Raw genomic sequence first — 18,812 nt, forward strand, 5'->3', positions numbered from 1 at the left:
CTGCATGTTCCTTCTATTACCCCGGTTAGCAGAAGTTTGAGCGGGTATCTAAGAGGTCGTGGGCATACCCCCGAAGCGTCACCATGCCATCGTCATCGGGGCCAGCATCGCCGGGCTGTGCGCTGCCCGAGTGCTGTCCGACCACTACGACCGGGTGACGGTCTATGAACGCGACACTCTGCCCCCGGAACCTGCCCACCGCGGCGCGGTGCCTCAGGACCGGCATGTACACATCCTGATGGCCCGGGGTGCCCACGAGTTCGAAACACTGTTTCCCGGTCTGCTCGACGACATGGTCGCCGCGGGGGTGGCCAAGCTCGAGAACCGCCCCGACTGCATCCACTTCGGCGCCGCCGGCCATGTGCTGGGCACCGGGCACACGCTGCAGCGCGAGTTCACTGCCTACGTGCCCAGCCGCAAACAGCTCGAGTGGCAGATCCGCCGGCGCACCGCCGCCCTGCCGAATGTGGACATCGTGCAGCGCGACGTGAACGCCCCGCGATTCGACGGCGAGCGCCAAACTGTCACCGGGGTCGAGCTGTCCGCGCCCGGAGGGGACGAAATCGTGCCAGCCGACCTCGTCGTGGACGCCTCCGGTCGCGGCACCCGGTTACCGTCATGGCTGGATGAATGGGGGTTCGCCCGTCCTCGCGAGCAGACCGTCGACGTCGGAATCTGCTACGCCACACAGCAGTTGCGCATTCCAGACGGCCTGATCAAGGAGAAGGTCGTGGTGGCGGGCGCATCGCGCGCTCAGCAAGCCGGGTTGGGAATGCTGTTCTACGAGGACGGCACCTGGGGCTTGACCACGTTCACCGTCAATCACGTCCCACCGCCGCAGACGCTGTCCGAGATACACCGGATTGCCGACGACGTGCTACCGGCGCCGCTGGCATCCGCGATTCGCCAGGGAGAACCCTTGGGCGACATCGCTTTCCACCGCTACCCGATCAGCCGGTGGCGCCGCTACGATAAGCTCCAGCGTTTTCCCGGCGGGATCGTGCCGATCGGCGACGCCGTCGCGAGCTTCAATCCCACCTACGGCCAGGGCATGACGATGACCGCATTGCAGGCCGGCCACCTGCGTCGGCTACTGGACTCCGATACCCGCCACCTGGCCTACGAACTGGGCCGCGCGACCGCGAAAACCACATATCCCGTCTGGACGATGAACGCGATCGGCGACCTGACCCTGCACGGCACCGAAGGCCCGGCGCCATGGTGGTACCGACCGGTCGGGTCGTTGTTCGATCAATTCCTCGGCGCCGCGGAGAGCGATCGTGTTCTGGCGGAATGGTTTTTGCGCCGGTTCAGCCTGCTGGACAGCTTGTACATGGTCCCGCCCGCCTCGGTCATCGGCCGCGCGATCCGCCACAACATGTCGTCATGGTGGGCACAGAAGCGGGCTACCGCGCCAGTGCTCGATCCAGATCCGGTTCCAGGTAGATAACCCGCGCCGCGGGCACCGCCGAGCGCACGGCCGCCTCCGCGGCGTCGATGGTGACGGCCACTGTGGCCAGGTCGGTGTCGGGGGCCAGCGCGATCTTGGCCCCGACCAGCATCTCCTCAGGACCCAGGTACTGCGTGCGCAGATGAATCACCCGATCGACGTTCGCGGTCTGCTCCAGCGCCGACTGGATCGCCCGGCATTCGTCGGGGGTGGCACCCTCGCCGATCAGCAGGCTGTGCATCTCGACCATCAGGATCACCGCGATGACACCGAGCAGCACCCCGATCAAGATGGTGCCGACGCCGTCCCACACCGGGTTGTCGGTAAGGATCGTCAGGCCCACGCCGGCGAGTGCGAACACCAGACCGACCAGGGCACCGGTGTCCTCCAGTAGGACCACGGGCAACTCGGGATTGCGCGAACGGCGGATGAACTGCCACCACGAACTGGTGCCCTTCAACGGACGTGACTCCACCATCGCGGTACGAAAGCTGTAGGACTCCAGGGCAATTGCCACCGCCAGGATCACCACCGCCACGATCGGCGAGGTCAGCGGTTCGGGGTGGCCGATCTTGTGATAGCCCTCGTACAGGGCGAAGATCGAGCCCAGGCTGAACAGCACGAGCGCCACGACGAACGAGTAGAAGTAGCGGCTGCGGCCGTACCCGAACTGATGCAGGCTGTCGGCCTGCTTGCGGGCCTGGCGCTGACCGAACAGCAACAGCCCCTGATTCGACGTGTCGGCCACCGAGTGCACCGACTCGGCGAGCATCGAGGAACTGCCGGTGATCAGGAACCCGACGAACTTCGCGACCGCGATGCCCGCGTTGGCGGCCAGCGCCGCGAGAATCGCCTTGGTGCTGCCCTCGGTCGACATGCGGTGTCCTCCCCAGGCTCAGTTGCTCAAAGGCCAACCGTAGCCCGGAACAACCGGGAGGGCGAAGTCGCCTCCAGGCGGATCGGACCGTCGTCGGCGGCCACCCAGGCTGCGGACCCGCGATTGAGCTCCACCACATCAGACTTCGCGCGCACGAGCACTGAACCTTGGGTGCAGACCAGGATCTGGGGACCGTCGTGGCGGGACGGGGCGTCGATCTCGTGGCCGAGGTTCTCGCCGTCCAGCATGAGGATGCAGGCGGCGAACTCACTCGCCGGCGTCTCATAGACCAACTCGATGCCATCGCGGTGGGTGGGTGCGCGCAGCATCGTCTCGTCGGCAGGCATGAAGTCCAGCACGCGCAAGAGCTCGGGCACGTCGACGTGCTTCGGGGTCAGGCCACCGCGAAGCACGTTGTCGGAGTTGGCCATCACCTCCATGCCCACGCCGTGGATGTAGCTGTGCAGGTTGCCCGCCGGCATGAAGATCGCCTCACCGGGCTCCAGCGTGATCCGGTTGAGCAGCATGGCCGCCAGCACACCGGCATCGCCGGGATAGCGCTCCCCCAGCTCCAGTAGCGTCCTGGCTTCATCGCCGAATTCCGTTGCACCGGAACGTACATAGTTGACCGCGCCGTCGAGGACAGCCGGGATCAGCACATCCAGATCGGGTTGCGGGGCGGTGATCCATGTGGTGAACAGGGCGCGCAGACCGTCGGCATCGGGCTGGCCGCTGAGAAGTCCGATGAACGGATCGAGTTCCGGCACCGCCAGCGCGCGCATCAGATCGACCGAACGCGCGGCAGGCCGGAAGCCGCCGAGCGCGTGGAATTCGCTGAGCGCGACCAACAGTTCGGGCTTGTGATTGCGGTCGCGATAGTTGCGGACCGGGGAGTTGAGCGGCACGCCCAATCGGTCCTCGCGCACGTAACCTTCGACGGCCTGCTCCGCGCTGGGATGGGCTTGCAGCGACAGCGGCTCCTCGGCGGCCAGCACCTTCACCAGCAGGGGCAGCACGTCGCCGTAGCGACCGCGTACGGCAGGCCCCAACTGGCCGTCCGGATCAGCTCGCACGGCGTCGAGCAACGACGTCTCGCCGTCTGCGGTCTCCAGCCATGCCGGGTCCCCCGGATGAGCGCCCAGCCACAACTCGGCTTCGGGATGCGCTGTTGGCGAAGGTCTTCCGGTGAACTCCGCGATGGCTGTCCGAGATCCCCATGCGTAGGTGCGGATGGCACCACGTAGCAGTTCCACTGGGACGTTATCCCCCCACCAATCTGAGATAAACCGCGGCCATCTGCAATCGCACGGCCAGCGTGGCGAGCTGTTGTTCGGCTCGCCCTGTCGGGGCCGGAACCGACCCCCCCTCCCCGAAGTCTTGCGCCCCGACCAGGTCGACGTCGTCGAAGCCACTCACCCGCGCGGCGAGCATCGGGCGTTCGGCGTCCAGAGTTAAAGCCAGCACCTTCGGGCCCCTCGACAGCGGACCGTCGAGCTCCTCGTCATGGAACAGCGCGTCCACCGGATCGCCGAATTGATGTGCGATGCCGGTACGCAACGCGACCAGCGCGTCGGACAGGCCGGCCGCGGCGACGGCATGGCCGGCCAGCCGCAGCAATACCGTCGCGGCGTAGCGTGCCAGCCCCAGGGTGGCCGCATTCTCACCGGCGAGCACGACCTGCCTGCCGGACATCCGCTCGGCCAGCGCCTTCGCCGGATTGGTGAACACGTCGCGACTTGCGCTGTTGCGCAACGCCTCGGCGTCGAGCTCGTCGGCCAAGCCGGCCAGATCGGTCTGCAGTGCCGGGTCGACAGCCTGCATTGTCGCAAGCCCGGCCGCAAGGTAGCGGCTCAACCCGAATTCGTCGGGGGTCCGCAACCGGGGCTCGAGCACCGCGGTCCGCCCTGCCGTGGCCTCGCGCAGCGGACCTTCGTACGGCGCGGCGACGACAACCCGGGCGCCGCGGCGCACCGCCGTCGCCGCGGCGGACACCAGCGCCGGATCCCCGGCGTCGTCACCGGCCACGACGAGAACGTCGAGCGGGCCGATCCAGGGCGGAGATTCGGCGGCCACCACGATCGGCTCCCCGGCGACTCCACCGAGGGTGGCGGCCAGCATCGAGCCCGCGCTCTCGGCGGCACCGTGCGCGGCCACCCAGATGACGGTCCGCGGTCGGTAGTCGGCGGCCAGCAGTGCCAGTTCGCCCTCGTCGACGGCGGCCGCGGTGGCGCGAACCTGGGCGCCCGCCATCGCGGCGGCCCGCAGGAGCCCGTCGCGGTCGGCTTCGAGCAGGCCCTCGGTGTCGTCGAGGTCGACGGTGGCATGGGCTGCGCTCATGGCGCCGCCCCGGCCGGCTGAGCCGCGATGTCCTCGGAGACGCGGCGGACGATCTCCTCGATCTCCTGCGTGCTGCGCGCTTCGACGTTGAGCCGCAGCAGCGGTTCGGTGTTGGAAGTGCGCAGGTTGAACCAGGCTCCCTCGCCGAGGTCGACCGTCACCCCGTCGAGATGGTCGAGTGAGACAGTCTGTTGCCCAAAGGTTTTCAGCACCGATTCGACACACGCCGGCGCGTCGGCGACCCGGAAGTTGATCTCCCCGGAGGCCTCGTAGCGCTGGTAGTTCGCCATCAGTTCCGACAGCGGCCGGTCCTGCTCGCCCAACGCGGCAAGCACATGCAGAGCGGCCAGCATGCCGGAGTCCGCACCCCAGAAGTCGCGGAAATAATAGTGCGCCGAATGTTCACCACCGAAAATCGCTCCGGTGTCGGCCATCAGCGCCTTGATATAGGAGTGCCCGACGCGTGAGCGCACCGGCGTCCCGCCCCGTTCGACGACCAACTCGGGCACCGCGCGGGAGGTGATCAGGTTGTGGATGACGGTGGCACCGATCTCCCGGGAGAGTTCGCGCCCGGCCACCAGCGCGGTGACCGCCGACGGCGACACGGGGCCGCCGCGTTCGTCGACGACGAAACACCGGTCGGCGTCACCGTCGAACGCCAGTCCGATATCGGCGCCGGTCTCCACCACGAACTTCTGCAGGTCGACGAGATTGGCCGGCTCCAGCGGATTTGCTTCGTGGTTGGGGAACGACCCGTCGAGTTCGAAGTACAGCGGCAGCACCGTAAGCGATTCGATCGGCCCGAGGACCGCAGGCGTGGTGTGTCCGGCCATGCCGTTGCCGGCGTCGACCGCGACCCGCAGTGGCCGCGAACCGGCGACATCGACCAGCGAACGAAGGAACTGTCCGTAGTCGGCGAGCACATCCTGATCGCGCACCTGCCCGCGCGGGCCGTCGTAGCCGGGAACTCCGGCGATCACTTCGTCGCGGATGATCGCCAGTCCGGTGTCCTCCCCGACCGGCTTGGCCCCGGCGCGGCACAGCTTGATGCCGTTGTAGGCGGCCGGATTGTGGCTCGCCGTGAACATGGCACCCGCGCAGTCCAGGAAACCGGAGGCGAAGTACAGCTGATCGGTGGACGCCAGGCCGATCCGCACCACATCGAGCCCCTGGGCGGTGACCCCGTCGGCGAATGCCGCGGCGAGCGCCGGCGAGCTCATCCGCATGTCGTAACCGATCGCGATCCGGTCGCCGCCTTCGTCGCGAATCAGGCGGGCGAACGCGGCCGCGACATCGGAGACGAACGCGTCGTCGATCTCTTGGCCGACCAGACCGCGCACGTCATAAGCCTTGATCACACGGCGAACCGCGTCGGCGGGCCTCGACATGACAGATCTCCTGACCGAGAGGGACTCTTGGCCGCCAGCCTATCTGTTCCGGGCCCCCGGCAAGGGCGGCTATCGGGTCAGTCGGTGGGGTCCGGCAGTACCCGCAGGTGCCCACGGCGGCGGCCGGCGGTGGTCGGTCGCTGGGCGGCCGCCGGCATCATCGGGGTTCCGGTCGCAGGCGCGTGCGCGGCGCCGCTGGGATCGGAGAACCCGGCAATCGGGGCCCGCGCAGGCAACTCACGGCCTTCCCGGACCGCGTCGGCGAGAGCGACGAGGTCATCTTCGTCGGGGAACTCCGGCAGCGGCCCGGCGTGGCGGACGAGCTCCCAGCCGCGCGGGGCGGTGATGCGGTTGGCATGAGTGATGCACAGGTCCCACGAATGCGGTTCTCGGGAGATTGCCAGTGGCCCGACGACCGCGGTCGAGTCGGAGTAGACGAACGTCAGCGTCGCCACCGCATAATGGGGGCATCCAGGCCGGCAGCAGCGACGAGGAACATTCACGTCCGTGAGGCTATCGCGGTTCATTCACAGGTTGCCGGGGGACACGCGCAGCCGCCGGGCGGCCGATTCACAACCGTTACGATCACATCCGTGGTCGATTCCCGCAGCTCCCGGCGAGGTGGCCGATCCGGTGGCAGCCCTGGCTCGCGCCGGGGACGTGAGATGCGGGGCCCATTGCTGCCGCCGACGGTGCCAGGCTGGCGCAGCCGCGCGGAGCGGTTCGACATGGCGGTGCTGGAAGCGTACGAGCCGATCGAACGGCGTTGGCAACAACGGCTCACCGGTCTGGACGTTGCCGTCGACGAGATCCCGCGCATCGCGCCGAAGGATCCGGACAGTGTGCAGTGGCCCGCGGAAGTGGTGGCCGACGGCCCGATCGCGTTGGCCCGGCTGATCCCAGCCGGCGTGGACGTTCGCGGAAACTCGACACGCGCCCGAATTGTGCTGTTTCGCAAGCCGATCGAGCGCCGGGCCAAGGACTCGATCGACCTGACCGATCTTCTGCACGAGATTCTGGTGGCGCAGGTGGCCACCTATCTCGGGGTCGAACCGTCGGTCATCGACCCGAGCATCGACGACGACTAGCTTCGCGCGCGGTCAGATGATGCCGCGCTTGAGGCGACGACGCTCCCGCTCGGAGAGTCCGCCCCAGATACCGAAGCGCTCATCGTTGGCCAAGGCGTACTCGAGGCACGACTCGCGGACCTCGCAGCCCAAGCAGATCCGCTTGGCCTCGCGAGTGGAACCGCCCTTCTCGGGGAAGAACGCTTCGGGATCGGTCTGCGCGCACAGCGCGCGTTCCTGCCACTGGTCTTCGTCATCGGCCGAATCCGGCGTCGCATCGATGATCGGGTCTGGCACCAAACTCAGGTGAGCGCGTGCCATTACCCCCATCGTCTGCGAACCGGTAACGGACTGCGGCAACCCCATCGTGCCGAACACGTGCTCATAGGACATTTCCGCCTCCTCACCTGGTTTCGTAGATCTTTTGCATGTCGCCCACTATTGAAGTGTGCCCAACTCGTTCGAACACTTGGTCGAATCGCGGTCTGGGACACCGAAACCGGCTGGTCCGACCGGGAAATGACACTGATGTGATTAGACACTTATGCAGTGGCCCGGTCAAGCGATTGAACCGAAATTAATACCATTTCCCTTGGATAATTCGGCGAGTCGATGCCCCGGCGTGTCTCGGCAGTGACGAGATCGTGACCGCGTTCGTCGCCGAAAAGGCCGACCGCCTAGTGTCGATCGGTGTGAAGATCACCGTTCTGGTCGGCGGCGTCGGGGGTGCCCGCTTCCTGTTGGGCGTACAACGAATGCTCGGCCTGGGGCAGTTCGCGGGCCAGATATCCGGAGCCGCAGGCGATCTTGATCACGCGCTGACCGCCGTGGTCAACATCGGTGATGACGCATGGATGCACGGGGTGCGCATCTGCCCCGACCTCGACACCTGCATGTACACCTTAGGTGGAGGTATCGACCCCGAGCGCGGCTGGGGACACCGCAACGAGACGTGGCACGCGAAAGAAGAATTGGCGGCCTACGGCGTGCAACCCGATTGGTTCGGCCTCGGCGACCGCGACCTCGCCACACATCTCGTGCGTAGCCAGATGCTGCGTGCCGGATATCCCCTGTCCCAGGTGACCGAGGCGCTGTGCCACCGCTGGCAGCCGGGGGCCACACTCCTGCCCGCCAGTGACGACCGGTGCGAAACCCACGTTGTCATCGACGATCCCGACACCGGTGACCGCAAGGCCATCCACTTCCAGGAATGGTGGGTGCGATACCGGGCCCAGGTGCCCACTCACAGTTTCGCGTTCGTGGGGTCCGAAAACGCCAGTGCCGGGCCCGGTGTCGTCGACGCGATCACCGAAGCCGACGTCGTGATGCTCGCCCCATCGAACCCGGTGGTGAGCATCGGCGCGATCCTCGCCATCCCCGGCGTTCGCGCCGCGCTGCGCTCCACCCCCGCCCCGGTCATCGGCTACTCCCCCATCATCGGCGGAAAGCCGTTGCGCGGCATGGCCGACGAATGCCTGTCGGTGATCGGGGTCGAAACCTCCTCACACGCCGTCGCCCACCACTTCGGCGCACGCTCGGCCACCGGCATCCTGGACTACTGGCTGGTGTCCGAAGGCGATCACGCCGACGTACCCGGACTGACGGTGCACTCGATACCGCTGCTGATGTCCGATCCCGCGGCCACCGCCGACATGGTGCGCGCCGGGCTCGAATTGGCGGGGGTGACGCCGTGAGCCTCGAGCACGGCACGGCAGCTCCCGTCGAAATCCTGCCCGTCCCCGGGCTTCCGGAATTCCGACCCGGCGACGATCTGGCCGGCGCCCTCATTTCCGCGGCGCCGTGGCTGCGCGACGGCGACATCGTCGTGGTCACCAGCAAGGTGATGTCCAAGTGCGAGGGCCGGATCGTCGCGGCGCCGGCCGACCCCGAAGAGCGGGACGCGCTGCGCCGCAGGATCATCGACGATGAGGCCGTGCGGGTGCTGGCCCGCAAGGGCCGGACGCTGATCACCGAGAACCGCAACGGCATCGTGCAGGCGGCCGCGGGCGTCGACGGCTCCAACGTCGGGTCAACCGAATTGGCCCTGCTGCCGGTCGATCCCGACGGCAGCGCCGCCGCGCTGCGTGCGGCGCTGCGCGAGCGGCTCGGCGTGAAGGTCGCCGTCCTGGTCACCGACACCATGGGTCGGGCCTGGCGCAACGGCCAGACCGACGCCGCGATCGGCTCGGCCGGGCTGCCTGTCCTCTACGGTTACGCAGGCGCCGTCGACCGGCACGGCAACGAGTTGGTGGTCACCGAAGTCGCTGTCGCCGACGAGATCGCCGCCGCCGCCGATCTGGTGAAGGGCAAGCTGACCGCGGTTCCCGTCGCGGTGGTCCGCGGCCTCGAACTCGAGGACGACGGGTCCACAGCGGCGAGTCTGCTGCGCGGCGGTGAGGACGATTTGTTCTGGCTGGGCACCGCCGAGTCGCTGGAACTCGGCCGCCGCCAGGCCCAACTGCTGCGCCGCTCGGTGCGACAGTTCGCACCGGAGCCGGTCGATCACACCCTGATCGAGGAGGCCGTCGCCGAGGCGCTCACCGCGCCCGCCCCGCACCACACCCGGCCGGTGCGCTTCGTGTGGTTGGCCGACCACGGCCGTCGCGTCACACTGCTGGACCGGATGAAAGATGCCTGGCGCGAGGATCTCTCCCGTGACGGCAAGCCGGCCGATGCCGTGGAGCGGCGGGTCGCCCGCGGTCAGATCCTCTATGACGCCCCTGAGGTCATCATCCCGTTTCTGGTGCCCGAGGGTGCTCACAGCTATCCCGATCCCGGCCGCACCCAGGCCGAGCACACGATGTTCACCGTCGCGGTCGGCGCCGCGGTACAGGCACTTCTGGTGGCGCTGGCGGTGCGCGGCGTGGGCAGCTGCTGGATCGGCTCGACCATCTTCGCGGCCGACCTGGTCCGGGAAACCCTTGACCTGCCGCCTGATTGGGAACCGCTGGGTGCCGTCGCGATTGGCTATCCGGTCGAACCGCCCGAACCACGCGACCCGGCGCCGGTCGGCGATCTGCTGGTGCGCAAGTGAGCGTGCGGGAGTCGGCCATCGAGCTGCTGACCGCATGGGATGCACCGGACGACTGCCAGGATTCGCTGCGTCACTCGGTCCTGGCCTTTCTGCTTGCCCGCCTCGATGCCTGCGAGCGCGCTTGCGTCCCTGGCCATATCACCGCCTCGGCATTGGTGGTCAACCACACTGGCGACCAGGTGCTGCTCACCCTGCATCCGCGGCTCGGTCGTTGGGTTCAGCTCGGCGGGCATTGCGAGGACTCCGATGCCGACATCGTCGCGGCCGCGATGCGGGAGGCGGCCGAAGAGTCCGGGATCGACGGCCTGGAAATCGACGCCGCCTTGGGCGCCATCCACGTTCACGCACTGACCTGTTCACTGGGCGTGCCCACCCGGCATCTGGATCTCCAGTTCATCGTCCGTGCCCCCGCGGACGCGACGATCGAGATCAGCGACGAATCGCTCGATCTGCAGTGGTGGCCGGTCGACGCTCTCCCCGACGGGATCGACGCCGCGGTCGCACACCTGGTGTCGGTCGGCCGCTCGCGAACATAATCACTCGCCGAGTGGCCAGCTATGACACGTGTTTGAGCGAAAAGCGTGCTCTGACTGGCCACTCGATGCGACAACCAGCAGCCCCTAGCGCAGTGACGGCGCGTTCGACGACCAAGCCGGGGGCATTGCGCAGCAACTGGCTGTTGACCCGGATGATCCGCCAACCGCACTCTTCCAACTCGGCGAACCGATTGATGTCTCGAGTGCGTTGAGCCGGGTCGAGCCAATGCTGGGCCCCGTCGAACTCCACCGCGACGCGCCACTGCGGCCAGCCCATATCGAGGCGCGCTATCAGATGACCGAACTCATCGAGGACCTTGATCTGCGTTGTGGGAATCGGCAACCCGGAGCGGACGATGAGCAATCTCGTGCGGCTCTCCTGGGGCGACTCTGCGCCGGGGTCCGTCAGGTCGAGCGCTTGGCGCAACTGCACGATCCCTCGCGCGCCCCGGCGACGGTCCACTACCGCACGGACGTCAGCGTCGCTCAGACCGGTCGCGTTGCCCAGGGCGTCGAGCAGGATGACGGCCTCCTCGAGGTTTCCTCGTCGGCCGAGATCGAAGGCAGTGCGCGCCGCCGTCGTCACCGCTATACCGCCGACGTCACAGATCTCGTCGGGGTCGAGCTCGTCGCGATGGATGAGGATGCCGTTCACCGGCTTGCCGTTACGGCGCATCAATTCGGCAGGGTGACGATCATCGATCCAACGACATCCGAGCAGGGCCGCCGCCGACAGGCCCGCGACCGTCGCGGTCTTATCGGACCACGCCCAAGCAGCTTTGGCCTTCACCGCCGGCGTCAGTTCCTGGTCGCGCGGAACGTAGACGTCGCGATAGATAGCACGATAGTTACGGTGGAGACTTCGACGACTGACGAGGCCCGCAGCGATCGCCGCGGATCCGCGGAACGGCTCTTCCAGGTCAACCATGGCGAAACCCTGGCAGAGCCGTCTGACAGGTTTCACGAGTGGCCACTTTTGACACGCATGTGAGCGAAAAGCGTGCTCTAACTGGCCACTCGGCGGAACAGGCCTCAGATGTCGGACGAGTAGCGAATGCCGCAGTCCGGGATGACAACTCCCGGCCACACCCGCGCACCGCGCAGAAGTTCGCAGCGCGCACCGATGTTCGCGCCATCGCCGATGATGGCGTCGCGCAGTAACGCACGCGGTCCGATCCTGACGCCGGCCCCGATGATCGACCGCTCCACGACCGAACCCGCCTCTATGTGCGCCCCGTCGAAGATGACCGCGCCGTCCAGACGGACGCCCGGCCCGATCTCGGCACCCCGGCCCACCACGGTCCCGCCGACCAGTACCGCGCCCGGAGACACCGACGCCCCGTCGTGCACAAGGCTTTCCCCGCGTCGTCCGCCGAGCGCGGGCGACGGCGCCAGCCCACGGACCAGATCGGCCGAGCCGCGGACGAAGTCCTCCGGTGTGCCCATGTCGCGCCAGTAGCTGGAATCGACGTAGCCGCAGACCTTCACACCATCGGCCAGCAGGGCCGGGAACACCTCACGCTCCACCGACACCTCACGACCGCGTGGGATCTGATCGAGGATTTCGCGTTTGAAGATGTAGGTGCCTGCGTTGATCTGATCGGACGGCGGATCTTCGGTCTTCTCGAGGAACGCCTCCACGCGACCGTCGGCGTCGGTGGGCACGCAGCCGAATGCCCGCGGGTCACTGACGCGCACCAGGTGCAAAGTCAGATCCGCTTGCGACTCGTGGTGGCTGGCCAGCATCTGGCGCAGATCCATGCCGGACAGGACGTCACCGTTGAACACCATCACGGTGTCGTTGCGCAGTTTGGGAATCACGTTCGCGATCCCGCCGCCGGTGCCCATCGGCTGATCCTCGACGACGTACTCGATCTGCAGGCCGAGCTTGGACCCGTCGCCGAATTCGTTCTCGAACGTCGCCGCCTTGAACGAGGTGCCGAGGATGACATGTTCGATGCCGGCCTCGGCGATGCGGGACAGCAGGTGGGTCAGGAACGGCAACCCCGCGGTCGGCAGCATCGGCTTGGCTGCCGACACGGTCAGTGGCCGCAGCCGGGTGCCCTTGCCACCGACCAGTACGACCGCATCGACCTTCGACGGATCAATCCCACTCACCGGGTCCCCCCACTTCTCGCCAGCTCGCGACGGGACTTCCGTACCGCCGCGCGTGACCTAACCATCAGTGCGCTCTTCATAGTCCATCTCAGCGGCGCGCGCCACCAGCCAAAATGCCGATCGGACAAATATAGGTAGGTGCTTTCGTGATGTGCCCGCAGGTTGCTGGCCGGGTCCCGGCCGGTCGAGTGACCCTTGGCGTGCAGGATCTCCGACGAGGGCACGTAGACGTTGAGCCAGCCGGCCCGGCCCAGCCGGTCACCGAGGTCGACGTCTTCCATGTACATGAAGTAGCGCTCGTCGAACCCGCCGACCTGCTCGAATGCCGCGCGCCGGATCAGCAGGCACGATCCCGACAGCCAGCCCACCGGCCGCTCGGTGGGCTCCAGGTACTCCTGGCGGTAGGCCCTGGTCCACGGATTGGTCTTCCAGACGAAGCCGACCACGGCATGCATGCCGCCGCGCACCAGGCTCGGCAGGTGGCGCGCCGACGGGTAGACCGAACCGTCGGGGTCGCGGATCAACGGCCCCAGCGTGGCTGCGCGCGGCCACCGCTGCGCGGCGTCGAGCAGCTCGTCGATGCTGTTGGGACCCCACACCACATCGGGATTGGCGACGATCACGAACTCGTCGTCGGCGGGAACCGTCGCCACACCACGGTTGGCGGCGCTGCCATAGCCGAGGTTTGCGCCCGTGCGCAGCAGGCGGGTGCCGGGGTAGCGCTCCACCGCCTCCTCCGGTGTCCCGTCGGTGGAGCCGTTGTCGGCCAGCACCACCGTCACCGGACGGTCGGTCGCCACCGTCAACGAGGACAGAAAGCGATCCAGATGTGAGCCCGGGGAGTATGTCACCGTCACCACGGTCAGGGGGCGGCTCGACGTCACGGCGTAGAGGGTAACTGTCCGCCGGTGACGGGCTGGGCAAGCGCCTCGGCCAGGGCCTCGCGCCACGGTCTCGGCGGGGTGAGTCCGGCCCGCACCGAGAGCGCCATCGACAGCGCTGAATACGCCGGACGCGGGGCCGGGCGGCCTACGTGCGCCGTGCTCACCGGCCGGATCCGCTGCGGGTCGGCCCCCAGCTCTTCGAACACGGCTTGGGCCAGCTCGAAGCGGGTGCATGCGCCCTCGTTGGCGACGTGCAGGACCGGCTCCCGGACGCGGCCCTGGCCGATCTGGAATATCGCATCGGCGAGGTCTTTGACGTAGGTGGGTGACCCGATCTGATCGTCGACCGCGTCGGCGGTGTCGTCGGTGCCGGCCAGCCGACGCATCCCCGCCACGAAATCGTTGCCCCCGGCGCCCGTGTACACCCACGAGGTGCGCACGATGTGGGCGTCGGGCATCGCGGCCAGTACGGCCACCTCGCCGGCGAGCTTGGTGCGTCCGTAGACCCCCAGCGGCGCGGCCTCGTCGCCGACGTCGTAGGGGTGGCGCTGCCGGCCATCGAAGACGTAGTCGGTGGAGATGTGCACCAGCTGCGCACCGACCCGAGCGCAGGCGTGCGCGACGTTCTCCGCCCCGGTGGCGTTGACGGCGTGGGCGGTGTCCGGGTCGGCCTCGGCGGTGTCCACGTTCGCGATGGCCGCGCAGTTGACCACCAGGTCCGATTTGGCGATGAACTGCTCGACGGCGGCCGGGTCGGTGATGTCACATTGCCGATGGGTCAACGCGCTGACCTCGAAGCCCCGACGGGCCGCCTCACCTGCGAGAAACGTCCCCACTTGGCCGCCGGCACCTGTAATCACGATCCTCGCCACCACAATTACGAGTCTGGCACGCCGGTTTCGGCTACCCGGGATGCGCCCGTCTCGCCAGTAGCCTGGGCTGATGCCTGCTGACACCGAAGCACGGACGGGCGCCCAGCGGGTGGCCCGGACTGTGCTCGCGTTGATCGCCGTGACCGTGATGGTCAGCACCGGTGTCGCGTGGGGCAAGATCCGCTCGTTCGAGAACGGCATCTTCCACATGAGCACCGCAGCCCTCGGCGGCGGCGGACAGGACGGCGCGATCGACATTCTGCTGGTCGGGATGGACAGCCGTACCGATGCCCACGGCAACCCGCTGTCCGAAGACGAACTCGCGGCGTTGCACGCCGGCGACGACGTGTCGACGAACACCGACACGATCATCCTGGTCCGCATCCCGAACAACGGGAAGTCCGCGACGGCGATCTCGATCCCCCGCGACTCCTATGTCAAGGCGCCGGGCCTGGACAAGACGAAGATCAACGGCGTCTACGGCCAGGTGAAGCTCGAGAAGATGAAGCAGTTGGTCGAGCAGCAGGGCATGGATCCGGCCGAGGCCGAACCCAAAGCTGTCGAGGCCGGCCGTGAAGCGCTCATCAAGACCGTCGCCGATCTGACCGGCGTGACCGTCGACCACTACGCCGAGATCGGCCTGCTCGGCTTCTCCCTGATCACCGATGCGCTCGGCGGTGTCAATGTCTGCCTCAAAGATGCTGTCTACGAACCACTTTCCGGTGCCGACTTCCCGGCCGGCTGGCAGAAGCTCAACGGACCGCAGGCATTGAGCTTCGTCCGGCAACGTCACGACCTCCCCCGCGGCGACCTCGACCGGGTGGTGCGCCAACAGGTCGTGATGGCATCCCTGGCGCACCAGGTGATTTCGGGTAAGACACTGACCAGCCCGTCGACGCTGAACAGGCTGCAGGACGCCATCCAGCGATCGGTGGTGCTCTCGTCGGGCTGGGACATCATGGATTTCATCAAGCAGCTGGAGAACCTTGCGGGCGGCAACGTGGCGTTCGCGACCATCCCCGTGCTGGACGAAGCCGGCTGGAGCGACGACGGAATGCAGTCCGTGGTGCGGGTCGACCCGTCTCAGGTGCAGGAATGGGTTGCCAGCCTGCTGCACGATCAGGCCGAGGGCAAGACCGAGAAGATCGCCTACTCCCCTGAGCAGACCAAGGCCGACGTGGTCAACGACACCGACATCAACGGGCTTGCGGGTGCGGTGTCAGAAGTGCTCACCGGCAAGGGCTTTGGCGCGGGCGACATCGGCAACAATGACAAGGACCATGTGACGCACAGTCAGGTGCAGGCGGCCAAGGAGGACGACCTGGGCGCCCAGGCGGTCGCCAAGGAGCTGGGCGGGCTGCCGGTGGTGGCCGACAGTGCGATCCCGGCGGGAACCGTGCGGGTGGTGTTGTCCAGCGATTACACCGGGCCGGGCTCAGGCCTGGAGGGTTCGCTGCCGACGTCGGCTGCGGTCAGCCAGGCGGCCGGTCAGGCAGGCGACGCCACCCCTCCGCCGCCGTCGCCCATCATCACCGCGGGGTCCGACGACCCCAAGTGCGTCAACTGATGACCAACCTGACTGCCGCCGTTCTGGATCCGTTGCTACGGGCCGACCCGATGGGTCCGCGGATCACGTACTACGACGACGCAACCGGTGAGCGCATCGAGCTCTCGACGGTGACGCTGGCCAACTGGGCGGCCAAGACCGCCAACCTGCTGCGCGATGAACTCGGCGCAGGCCCTGGCACTCGCGTTGCGGTGCTGTTGCCCGCACACTGGCAGACCGCCGCGGTTCTGCTGGGCGTGTGGTGGATCGGCGCCGAGGTCGTGATGTCCGGAGCGGCGGATCTCGCATTGTGCACATCAGAGCGACTGGACGAGGCCGACGCTGCGGTCGCCGGCGGCGAAGTCGCTGTGCTCTCGCTGGATCCGTTCGGCAAGCCGGCACCCGATCTGCCGATCGGCGTCACCGATTACGCGACGGCGGTCCGGGTCCACGGTGACCAGTACGCCGCCGAGCTGCGACCGGGTCCGGCACTGGACGGCAGGTCGGTCGACGAAGTGCTTTCCGCCGCTTCCGATTCCGCCGCCGGCGCCGCTCTCACAGCGGGTGATCGGGTGATGTCGTCGTTGCCATGGTCCACCCCAGACGACGTCATCGCCAACCTGCTCGCGGTGTTCGTCGCGGGCGCGTCACTGGTTCAGGTGGCCAACCCCGATGCGACAGCGCTGGAACGGCGCCGCACCACCGAGAAGGTCACCAAGGATCTGGCCCACTAGTCTCGTTGAGGTGACTCGCGCGCCGTTGAATCTCGCATCCCTGTCCGCACTTCCGGTGCGCCGCATCGACGTCGTCGACGAGACCGGTTCGACCAATGCAGACCTGTTGGCCCGGCACGCCGCCGGCGAGGACATCCGAGGCGCCGTGCTGCTCGCCGAGCACCAGAGCGCGGGCCGTGGCCGCAATGGCCGCAGCTGGTCGGCGCCGCCACGCTCGCAGATCGCGCTGTCGATCGGCGTCGGCGCCGACGGTGTCCCGCCGGAGAGCTGGGGCTGGCTGCCGTTGCTCACCGGGATAGCACTGGTCGACGCGGTCAAAGCGACCACCGGCATCGAGGCGAGAGTGAAGTGGCCCAATGACGTCCTGGTGGGGACCGGCAAGCTCGCCGGCATCCTGGCCGAGGTGGCCGCACCGGACCCGGTCATCGTGGTGGGTTTGGGACTCAACGTCACCCTGACTCCCGACGAGGCGCCCGACCCCAGAGCCACCTCCCTGCAGGTGCTGGGCGCCGCGCAGCTCGACCGCGATGCGCTGACGGCAGCGATCGTGCGTGAACTGACCGCCCGCATCGAAAAGTGGCAAACCACACCAGGACCCGACCCGACCCTCGTCGAAGATTACCGACAGCGCAGCAGCACCCTGGGCAGCGAGGTGCGGGCCGTTATGCCCGGCGATCACGAAATCACCGGTGCCGCAGTGGATGTCGACGAACTGGGCCGGCTCCGCATCGACACGGGCACCGAGGTCATCACGGTGTCGGCGGGCGACATCACCCACCTGAGACCCGCCGACTAGCTAGCTCAGCGCAACAGCGCCCGGGACATCACAACCCGCTGAATCTGGTTGGTGCCCTCGTAGATCTGAGTGATCTTGGCGTCGCGCATCATCCGCTCGACCGGGAAGTCCACGGTGTAGCCGGCACCGCCGAACAGCTGCACCGCATCGGTGGTGACCTCCATCGCGACATCGGAGGCGAAGCACTTCGACGCCGCCGAGATGAACCCGAGGTTGGGCTCACCGCGCTCGGCGCGCGCAGCCGCGGAGTACACCATCAGCCGGGCCGCTTCGACCTTCATCGCCATGTCGGCCAGCATGAACTGCACGCCCTGGAAATCGGAGATCGAGGTGCCGAACTGCTTGCGATCCTTGGTGTATGCGATCGCGGCGTCCAACGCGCCCTGCGCGATTCCGACCGCCTGCGCACCGATCGTCGGGCGGGTGTGGTCGAGGGTGGCCAGCGCGGTCTTGAAGCCGGTGCCCGGTTCGCCCACCATCCGGTCGCCCGGGATGCGGCAGTTCTCGAAGTACAGCTCGGTGGTCGGGGAACCCTTGATGCCGAGCTTGCGCTCCTTGGGCCCGATCGTGAAGCCCTCGTCGTCAATGTGCACCATGAAGGCCGAGATACCGTTGGCGCCCTTGTCGGGATCGGTCACCGCCATCACGGTGTACCAGGATGACTTGCCGCCGTTGGTGATCCACGCCTTGGCGCCGTTGAGGATCCAGTCGTCGCCGTCAGCCTTGGCCCGGGTGCGCATCGACGCCGCGTCGCTGCCGGCCTCCCGCTCGGAGAGTGCGTACGACGCCATCGCCTCACCGGAGGCGATCGATGGCAACACCTTCTTCTTTAGTTCGTCCGACCCGCGCAGGATCAGCCCCATCGTGCCCAGCTTGTTGACGGCGGGAATCAGCGACGCGGACGCGTCGACCCGGGCGACCTCTTCGATGACGATGCACGCCGCCACCGAGTCCGCTCCCTGGCCGCCGTACTCCTCCGGCACGTGGACCGCATTGAATCCCGAGGCGTTCAGCGCATCGAGCGCCTCTTGCGGAAAGCGCGAGTTCTCGTCGCAGTCGGCCGCGTACGGCGCGATCTCTTTCTCCGCCAGCGCGCGGATCGCGGTCCGCAGCTCGTCGTGCTCCTCGGGCAACTTGAATACGTCGAAATCGGGGTTCCCAGCCATCACAGCC

General features: G+C 67.6%; 19 protein-coding genes. 8 read left to right on the plus strand and 11 right to left on the minus strand.

Annotated elements, in window-relative coordinates; genetic code table 11:
* The first annotated feature begins 58 nt into the window (after window positions 1-58).
* On the plus strand, window positions 59-1,450 hold the full coding sequence (locus BST42_RS22220; RefSeq protein ID WP_237159543.1) for an FAD-dependent oxidoreductase: 1,392 nt from the start codon (window positions 59-61) through the stop codon (window positions 1,448-1,450).
* On the opposite strand, the gene BST42_RS22225 is transcribed toward BST42_RS22220, so the two are convergent.
* The 5 genes from BST42_RS22225 to BST42_RS22245 all read right to left on the minus strand — a co-directional run bounded on the left by BST42_RS22225 (window position 1,407) and on the right by BST42_RS22245 (window position 6,555).
* Entirely contained in the window at window positions 1,407-2,327 is a 921-nt protein-coding gene (locus tag BST42_RS22225) for a cation diffusion facilitator family transporter (RefSeq protein ID WP_083121491.1), read from the minus strand. The genes BST42_RS22220 and BST42_RS22225 overlap by 44 nt on opposite strands.
* A 26-nt stretch (window positions 2,328-2,353) precedes the next feature.
* Complete coding sequence (gene manA / locus BST42_RS22230; RefSeq protein ID WP_083121492.1) at window positions 2,354-3,580, minus strand: mannose-6-phosphate isomerase, class I; 1,227 nt, start codon at window positions 3,578-3,580, stop codon at window positions 2,354-2,356.
* A 7-nt stretch (window positions 3,581-3,587) separates the two neighbouring features.
* Window positions 3,588-4,664: a TobH protein gene (locus tag BST42_RS22235; RefSeq protein WP_083121493.1), complete on the minus strand. Its 1,077-nt coding sequence runs from the start codon at window positions 4,662-4,664 to the stop codon at window positions 3,588-3,590.
* Window positions 4,661-6,052, minus strand: a complete 1,392-nt coding sequence (locus BST42_RS22240; protein WP_083121494.1) for a phosphomannomutase/phosphoglucomutase — start codon at window positions 6,050-6,052, stop codon at window positions 4,661-4,663. The genes BST42_RS22235 and BST42_RS22240 overlap by 4 nt, the downstream gene beginning before the upstream one ends.
* 77 nt (window positions 6,053-6,129) lie before the next feature.
* Window positions 6,130-6,555 (minus strand): DUF3499 domain-containing protein, encoded by a 426-nt coding sequence (locus tag BST42_RS22245; RefSeq protein ID WP_207569556.1) that lies wholly within the window; start codon window positions 6,553-6,555, stop codon window positions 6,130-6,132.
* 162 nt (window positions 6,556-6,717) lie between these two features.
* Between BST42_RS22245 and BST42_RS22250 the strand changes: the two genes are divergently transcribed.
* Window positions 6,718-7,140 carry a metallopeptidase family protein gene (locus BST42_RS22250; RefSeq protein WP_083121496.1) on the plus strand — a complete coding sequence of 141 codons (423 nt, stop codon included), beginning with the start codon at window positions 6,718-6,720 and terminating at the stop codon, window positions 7,138-7,140.
* 12 nt (window positions 7,141-7,152) lie between these two features.
* Here BST42_RS22250 and BST42_RS22255 read toward each other — a convergent pair whose 3' ends face one another.
* Window positions 7,153-7,512, minus strand: a complete 360-nt coding sequence (locus tag BST42_RS22255; protein ID WP_083121497.1) for a WhiB family transcriptional regulator — start codon at window positions 7,510-7,512, stop codon at window positions 7,153-7,155.
* 299 nt (window positions 7,513-7,811) lie between these two features.
* Here BST42_RS22255 and cofD point away from each other — a divergent pair, with 299 nt between their 5' ends.
* From cofD to BST42_RS22270, 3 genes are read left to right on the plus strand one after another with little or no spacing between them, the layout of a single operon-like run.
* Window positions 7,812-8,813, plus strand: a complete 1,002-nt coding sequence (gene cofD, locus BST42_RS22260; RefSeq protein WP_083121599.1) for a 2-phospho-L-lactate transferase — start codon at window positions 7,812-7,814, stop codon at window positions 8,811-8,813.
* Complete coding sequence (locus tag BST42_RS22265) at window positions 8,810-10,153, plus strand: coenzyme F420-0:L-glutamate ligase (RefSeq protein ID WP_435406059.1); 1,344 nt, start codon at window positions 8,810-8,812, stop codon at window positions 10,151-10,153. The genes cofD and BST42_RS22265 overlap by 4 nt, the downstream gene beginning before the upstream one ends.
* Entirely contained in the window at window positions 10,150-10,689 is a 540-nt protein-coding gene (locus tag BST42_RS22270) for an NUDIX domain-containing protein (protein WP_083121498.1), read from the plus strand. The genes BST42_RS22265 and BST42_RS22270 overlap by 4 nt, the downstream gene beginning before the upstream one ends.
* Window positions 10,690-10,708: 19 nt before the next feature.
* Here BST42_RS22270 and BST42_RS22275 read toward each other — a convergent pair whose 3' ends face one another.
* The 4 genes from BST42_RS22275 to rfbD form a co-directional block, all read right to left on the minus strand.
* A complete protein-coding gene (locus BST42_RS22275; protein WP_083121499.1) occupies window positions 10,709-11,617 on the minus strand; it encodes an endonuclease domain-containing protein in 909 nt (302 codons plus the stop codon).
* Between the two features lie 104 nt (window positions 11,618-11,721).
* Window positions 11,722-12,798, minus strand: coding sequence for a mannose-1-phosphate guanylyltransferase ManB (gene manB / locus BST42_RS22280; protein WP_083121601.1), 1,077 nt, complete (start codon window positions 12,796-12,798; stop codon window positions 11,722-11,724).
* A 5-nt stretch (window positions 12,799-12,803) separates the two neighbouring features.
* A complete protein-coding gene (locus BST42_RS22285) occupies window positions 12,804-13,691 on the minus strand; it encodes a glycosyltransferase family 2 protein (RefSeq protein WP_165760899.1) in 888 nt (295 codons plus the stop codon).
* The gene (rfbD, locus tag BST42_RS22290; RefSeq protein ID WP_165760900.1) at window positions 13,688-14,566 is read right to left on the minus strand and encodes a dTDP-4-dehydrorhamnose reductase; all 879 of its coding nucleotides are present in this window, start codon (window positions 14,564-14,566) and stop codon (window positions 13,688-13,690) included. The genes BST42_RS22285 and rfbD overlap by 4 nt, the downstream gene beginning before the upstream one ends.
* Window positions 14,567-14,711: 145 nt before the next feature.
* Between rfbD and BST42_RS22295 the strand changes: the two genes are divergently transcribed.
* From BST42_RS22295 to BST42_RS22305, 3 genes are read left to right on the plus strand one after another with little or no spacing between them, the layout of a single operon-like run.
* Window positions 14,712-16,130, plus strand: coding sequence for an LCP family protein (locus tag BST42_RS22295; protein ID WP_110918727.1), 1,419 nt, complete (start codon window positions 14,712-14,714; stop codon window positions 16,128-16,130).
* Window positions 16,130-16,843 (plus strand): TIGR03089 family protein, encoded by a 714-nt coding sequence (locus BST42_RS22300; protein ID WP_083121501.1) that lies wholly within the window; start codon window positions 16,130-16,132, stop codon window positions 16,841-16,843. Before BST42_RS22295 ends, BST42_RS22300 begins: the two co-directional genes overlap by 1 nt.
* 10 nt (window positions 16,844-16,853) lie before the next feature.
* Window positions 16,854-17,639: a biotin--[acetyl-CoA-carboxylase] ligase gene (locus tag BST42_RS22305; protein ID WP_237159544.1), complete on the plus strand. Its 786-nt coding sequence runs from the start codon at window positions 16,854-16,856 to the stop codon at window positions 17,637-17,639.
* Between the two features lie 5 nt (window positions 17,640-17,644).
* On the opposite strand, the gene BST42_RS22310 is transcribed toward BST42_RS22305, so the two are convergent.
* Complete coding sequence (locus BST42_RS22310) at window positions 17,645-18,805, minus strand: acyl-CoA dehydrogenase (RefSeq protein ID WP_083121503.1); 1,161 nt, start codon at window positions 18,803-18,805, stop codon at window positions 17,645-17,647.
* Window positions 18,806-18,812: the final 7 nt, after the last annotated feature.

The organism is Mycolicibacterium rhodesiae (genome assembly GCF_002086695.1).
Classification (GTDB): domain Bacteria; phylum Actinomycetota; class Actinomycetes; order Mycobacteriales; family Mycobacteriaceae; genus Mycobacterium; species Mycobacterium rhodesiae.

Coding starts and splice junctions, on each gene's coding strand:
- BST42_RS22225 (WP_083121491.1), bottom strand. CDS start 2,327: ATGTCGACCGAGGGCAGCACCAAGGCGATTCTCGCGGCGCTGGCCGCC.
- BST42_RS22235 (WP_083121493.1), bottom strand. CDS start 4,664: ATGAGCGCAGCCCATGCCACCGTCGACCTCGACGACACCGAGGGCCTG.
- BST42_RS22240 (WP_083121494.1), bottom strand. CDS start 6,052: ATGTCGAGGCCCGCCGACGCGGTTCGCCGTGTGATCAAGGCTTATGAC.
- BST42_RS22250 (WP_083121496.1), top strand. CDS start 6,718: ATGCGGGGCCCATTGCTGCCGCCGACGGTGCCAGGCTGGCGCAGCCGC.
- BST42_RS22255 (WP_083121497.1), bottom strand. CDS start 7,512: ATGTCCTATGAGCACGTGTTCGGCACGATGGGGTTGCCGCAGTCCGTT.
- BST42_RS22275 (WP_083121499.1), bottom strand. CDS start 11,617: ATGGTTGACCTGGAAGAGCCGTTCCGCGGATCCGCGGCGATCGCTGCG.
- BST42_RS22295 (WP_110918727.1), top strand. CDS start 14,712: ATGGTCAGCACCGGTGTCGCGTGGGGCAAGATCCGCTCGTTCGAGAAC.
- BST42_RS22300 (WP_083121501.1), top strand. CDS start 16,130: ATGACCAACCTGACTGCCGCCGTTCTGGATCCGTTGCTACGGGCCGAC.
- BST42_RS22310 (WP_083121503.1), bottom strand. CDS start 18,805: ATGGCTGGGAACCCCGATTTCGACGTATTCAAGTTGCCCGAGGAGCAC.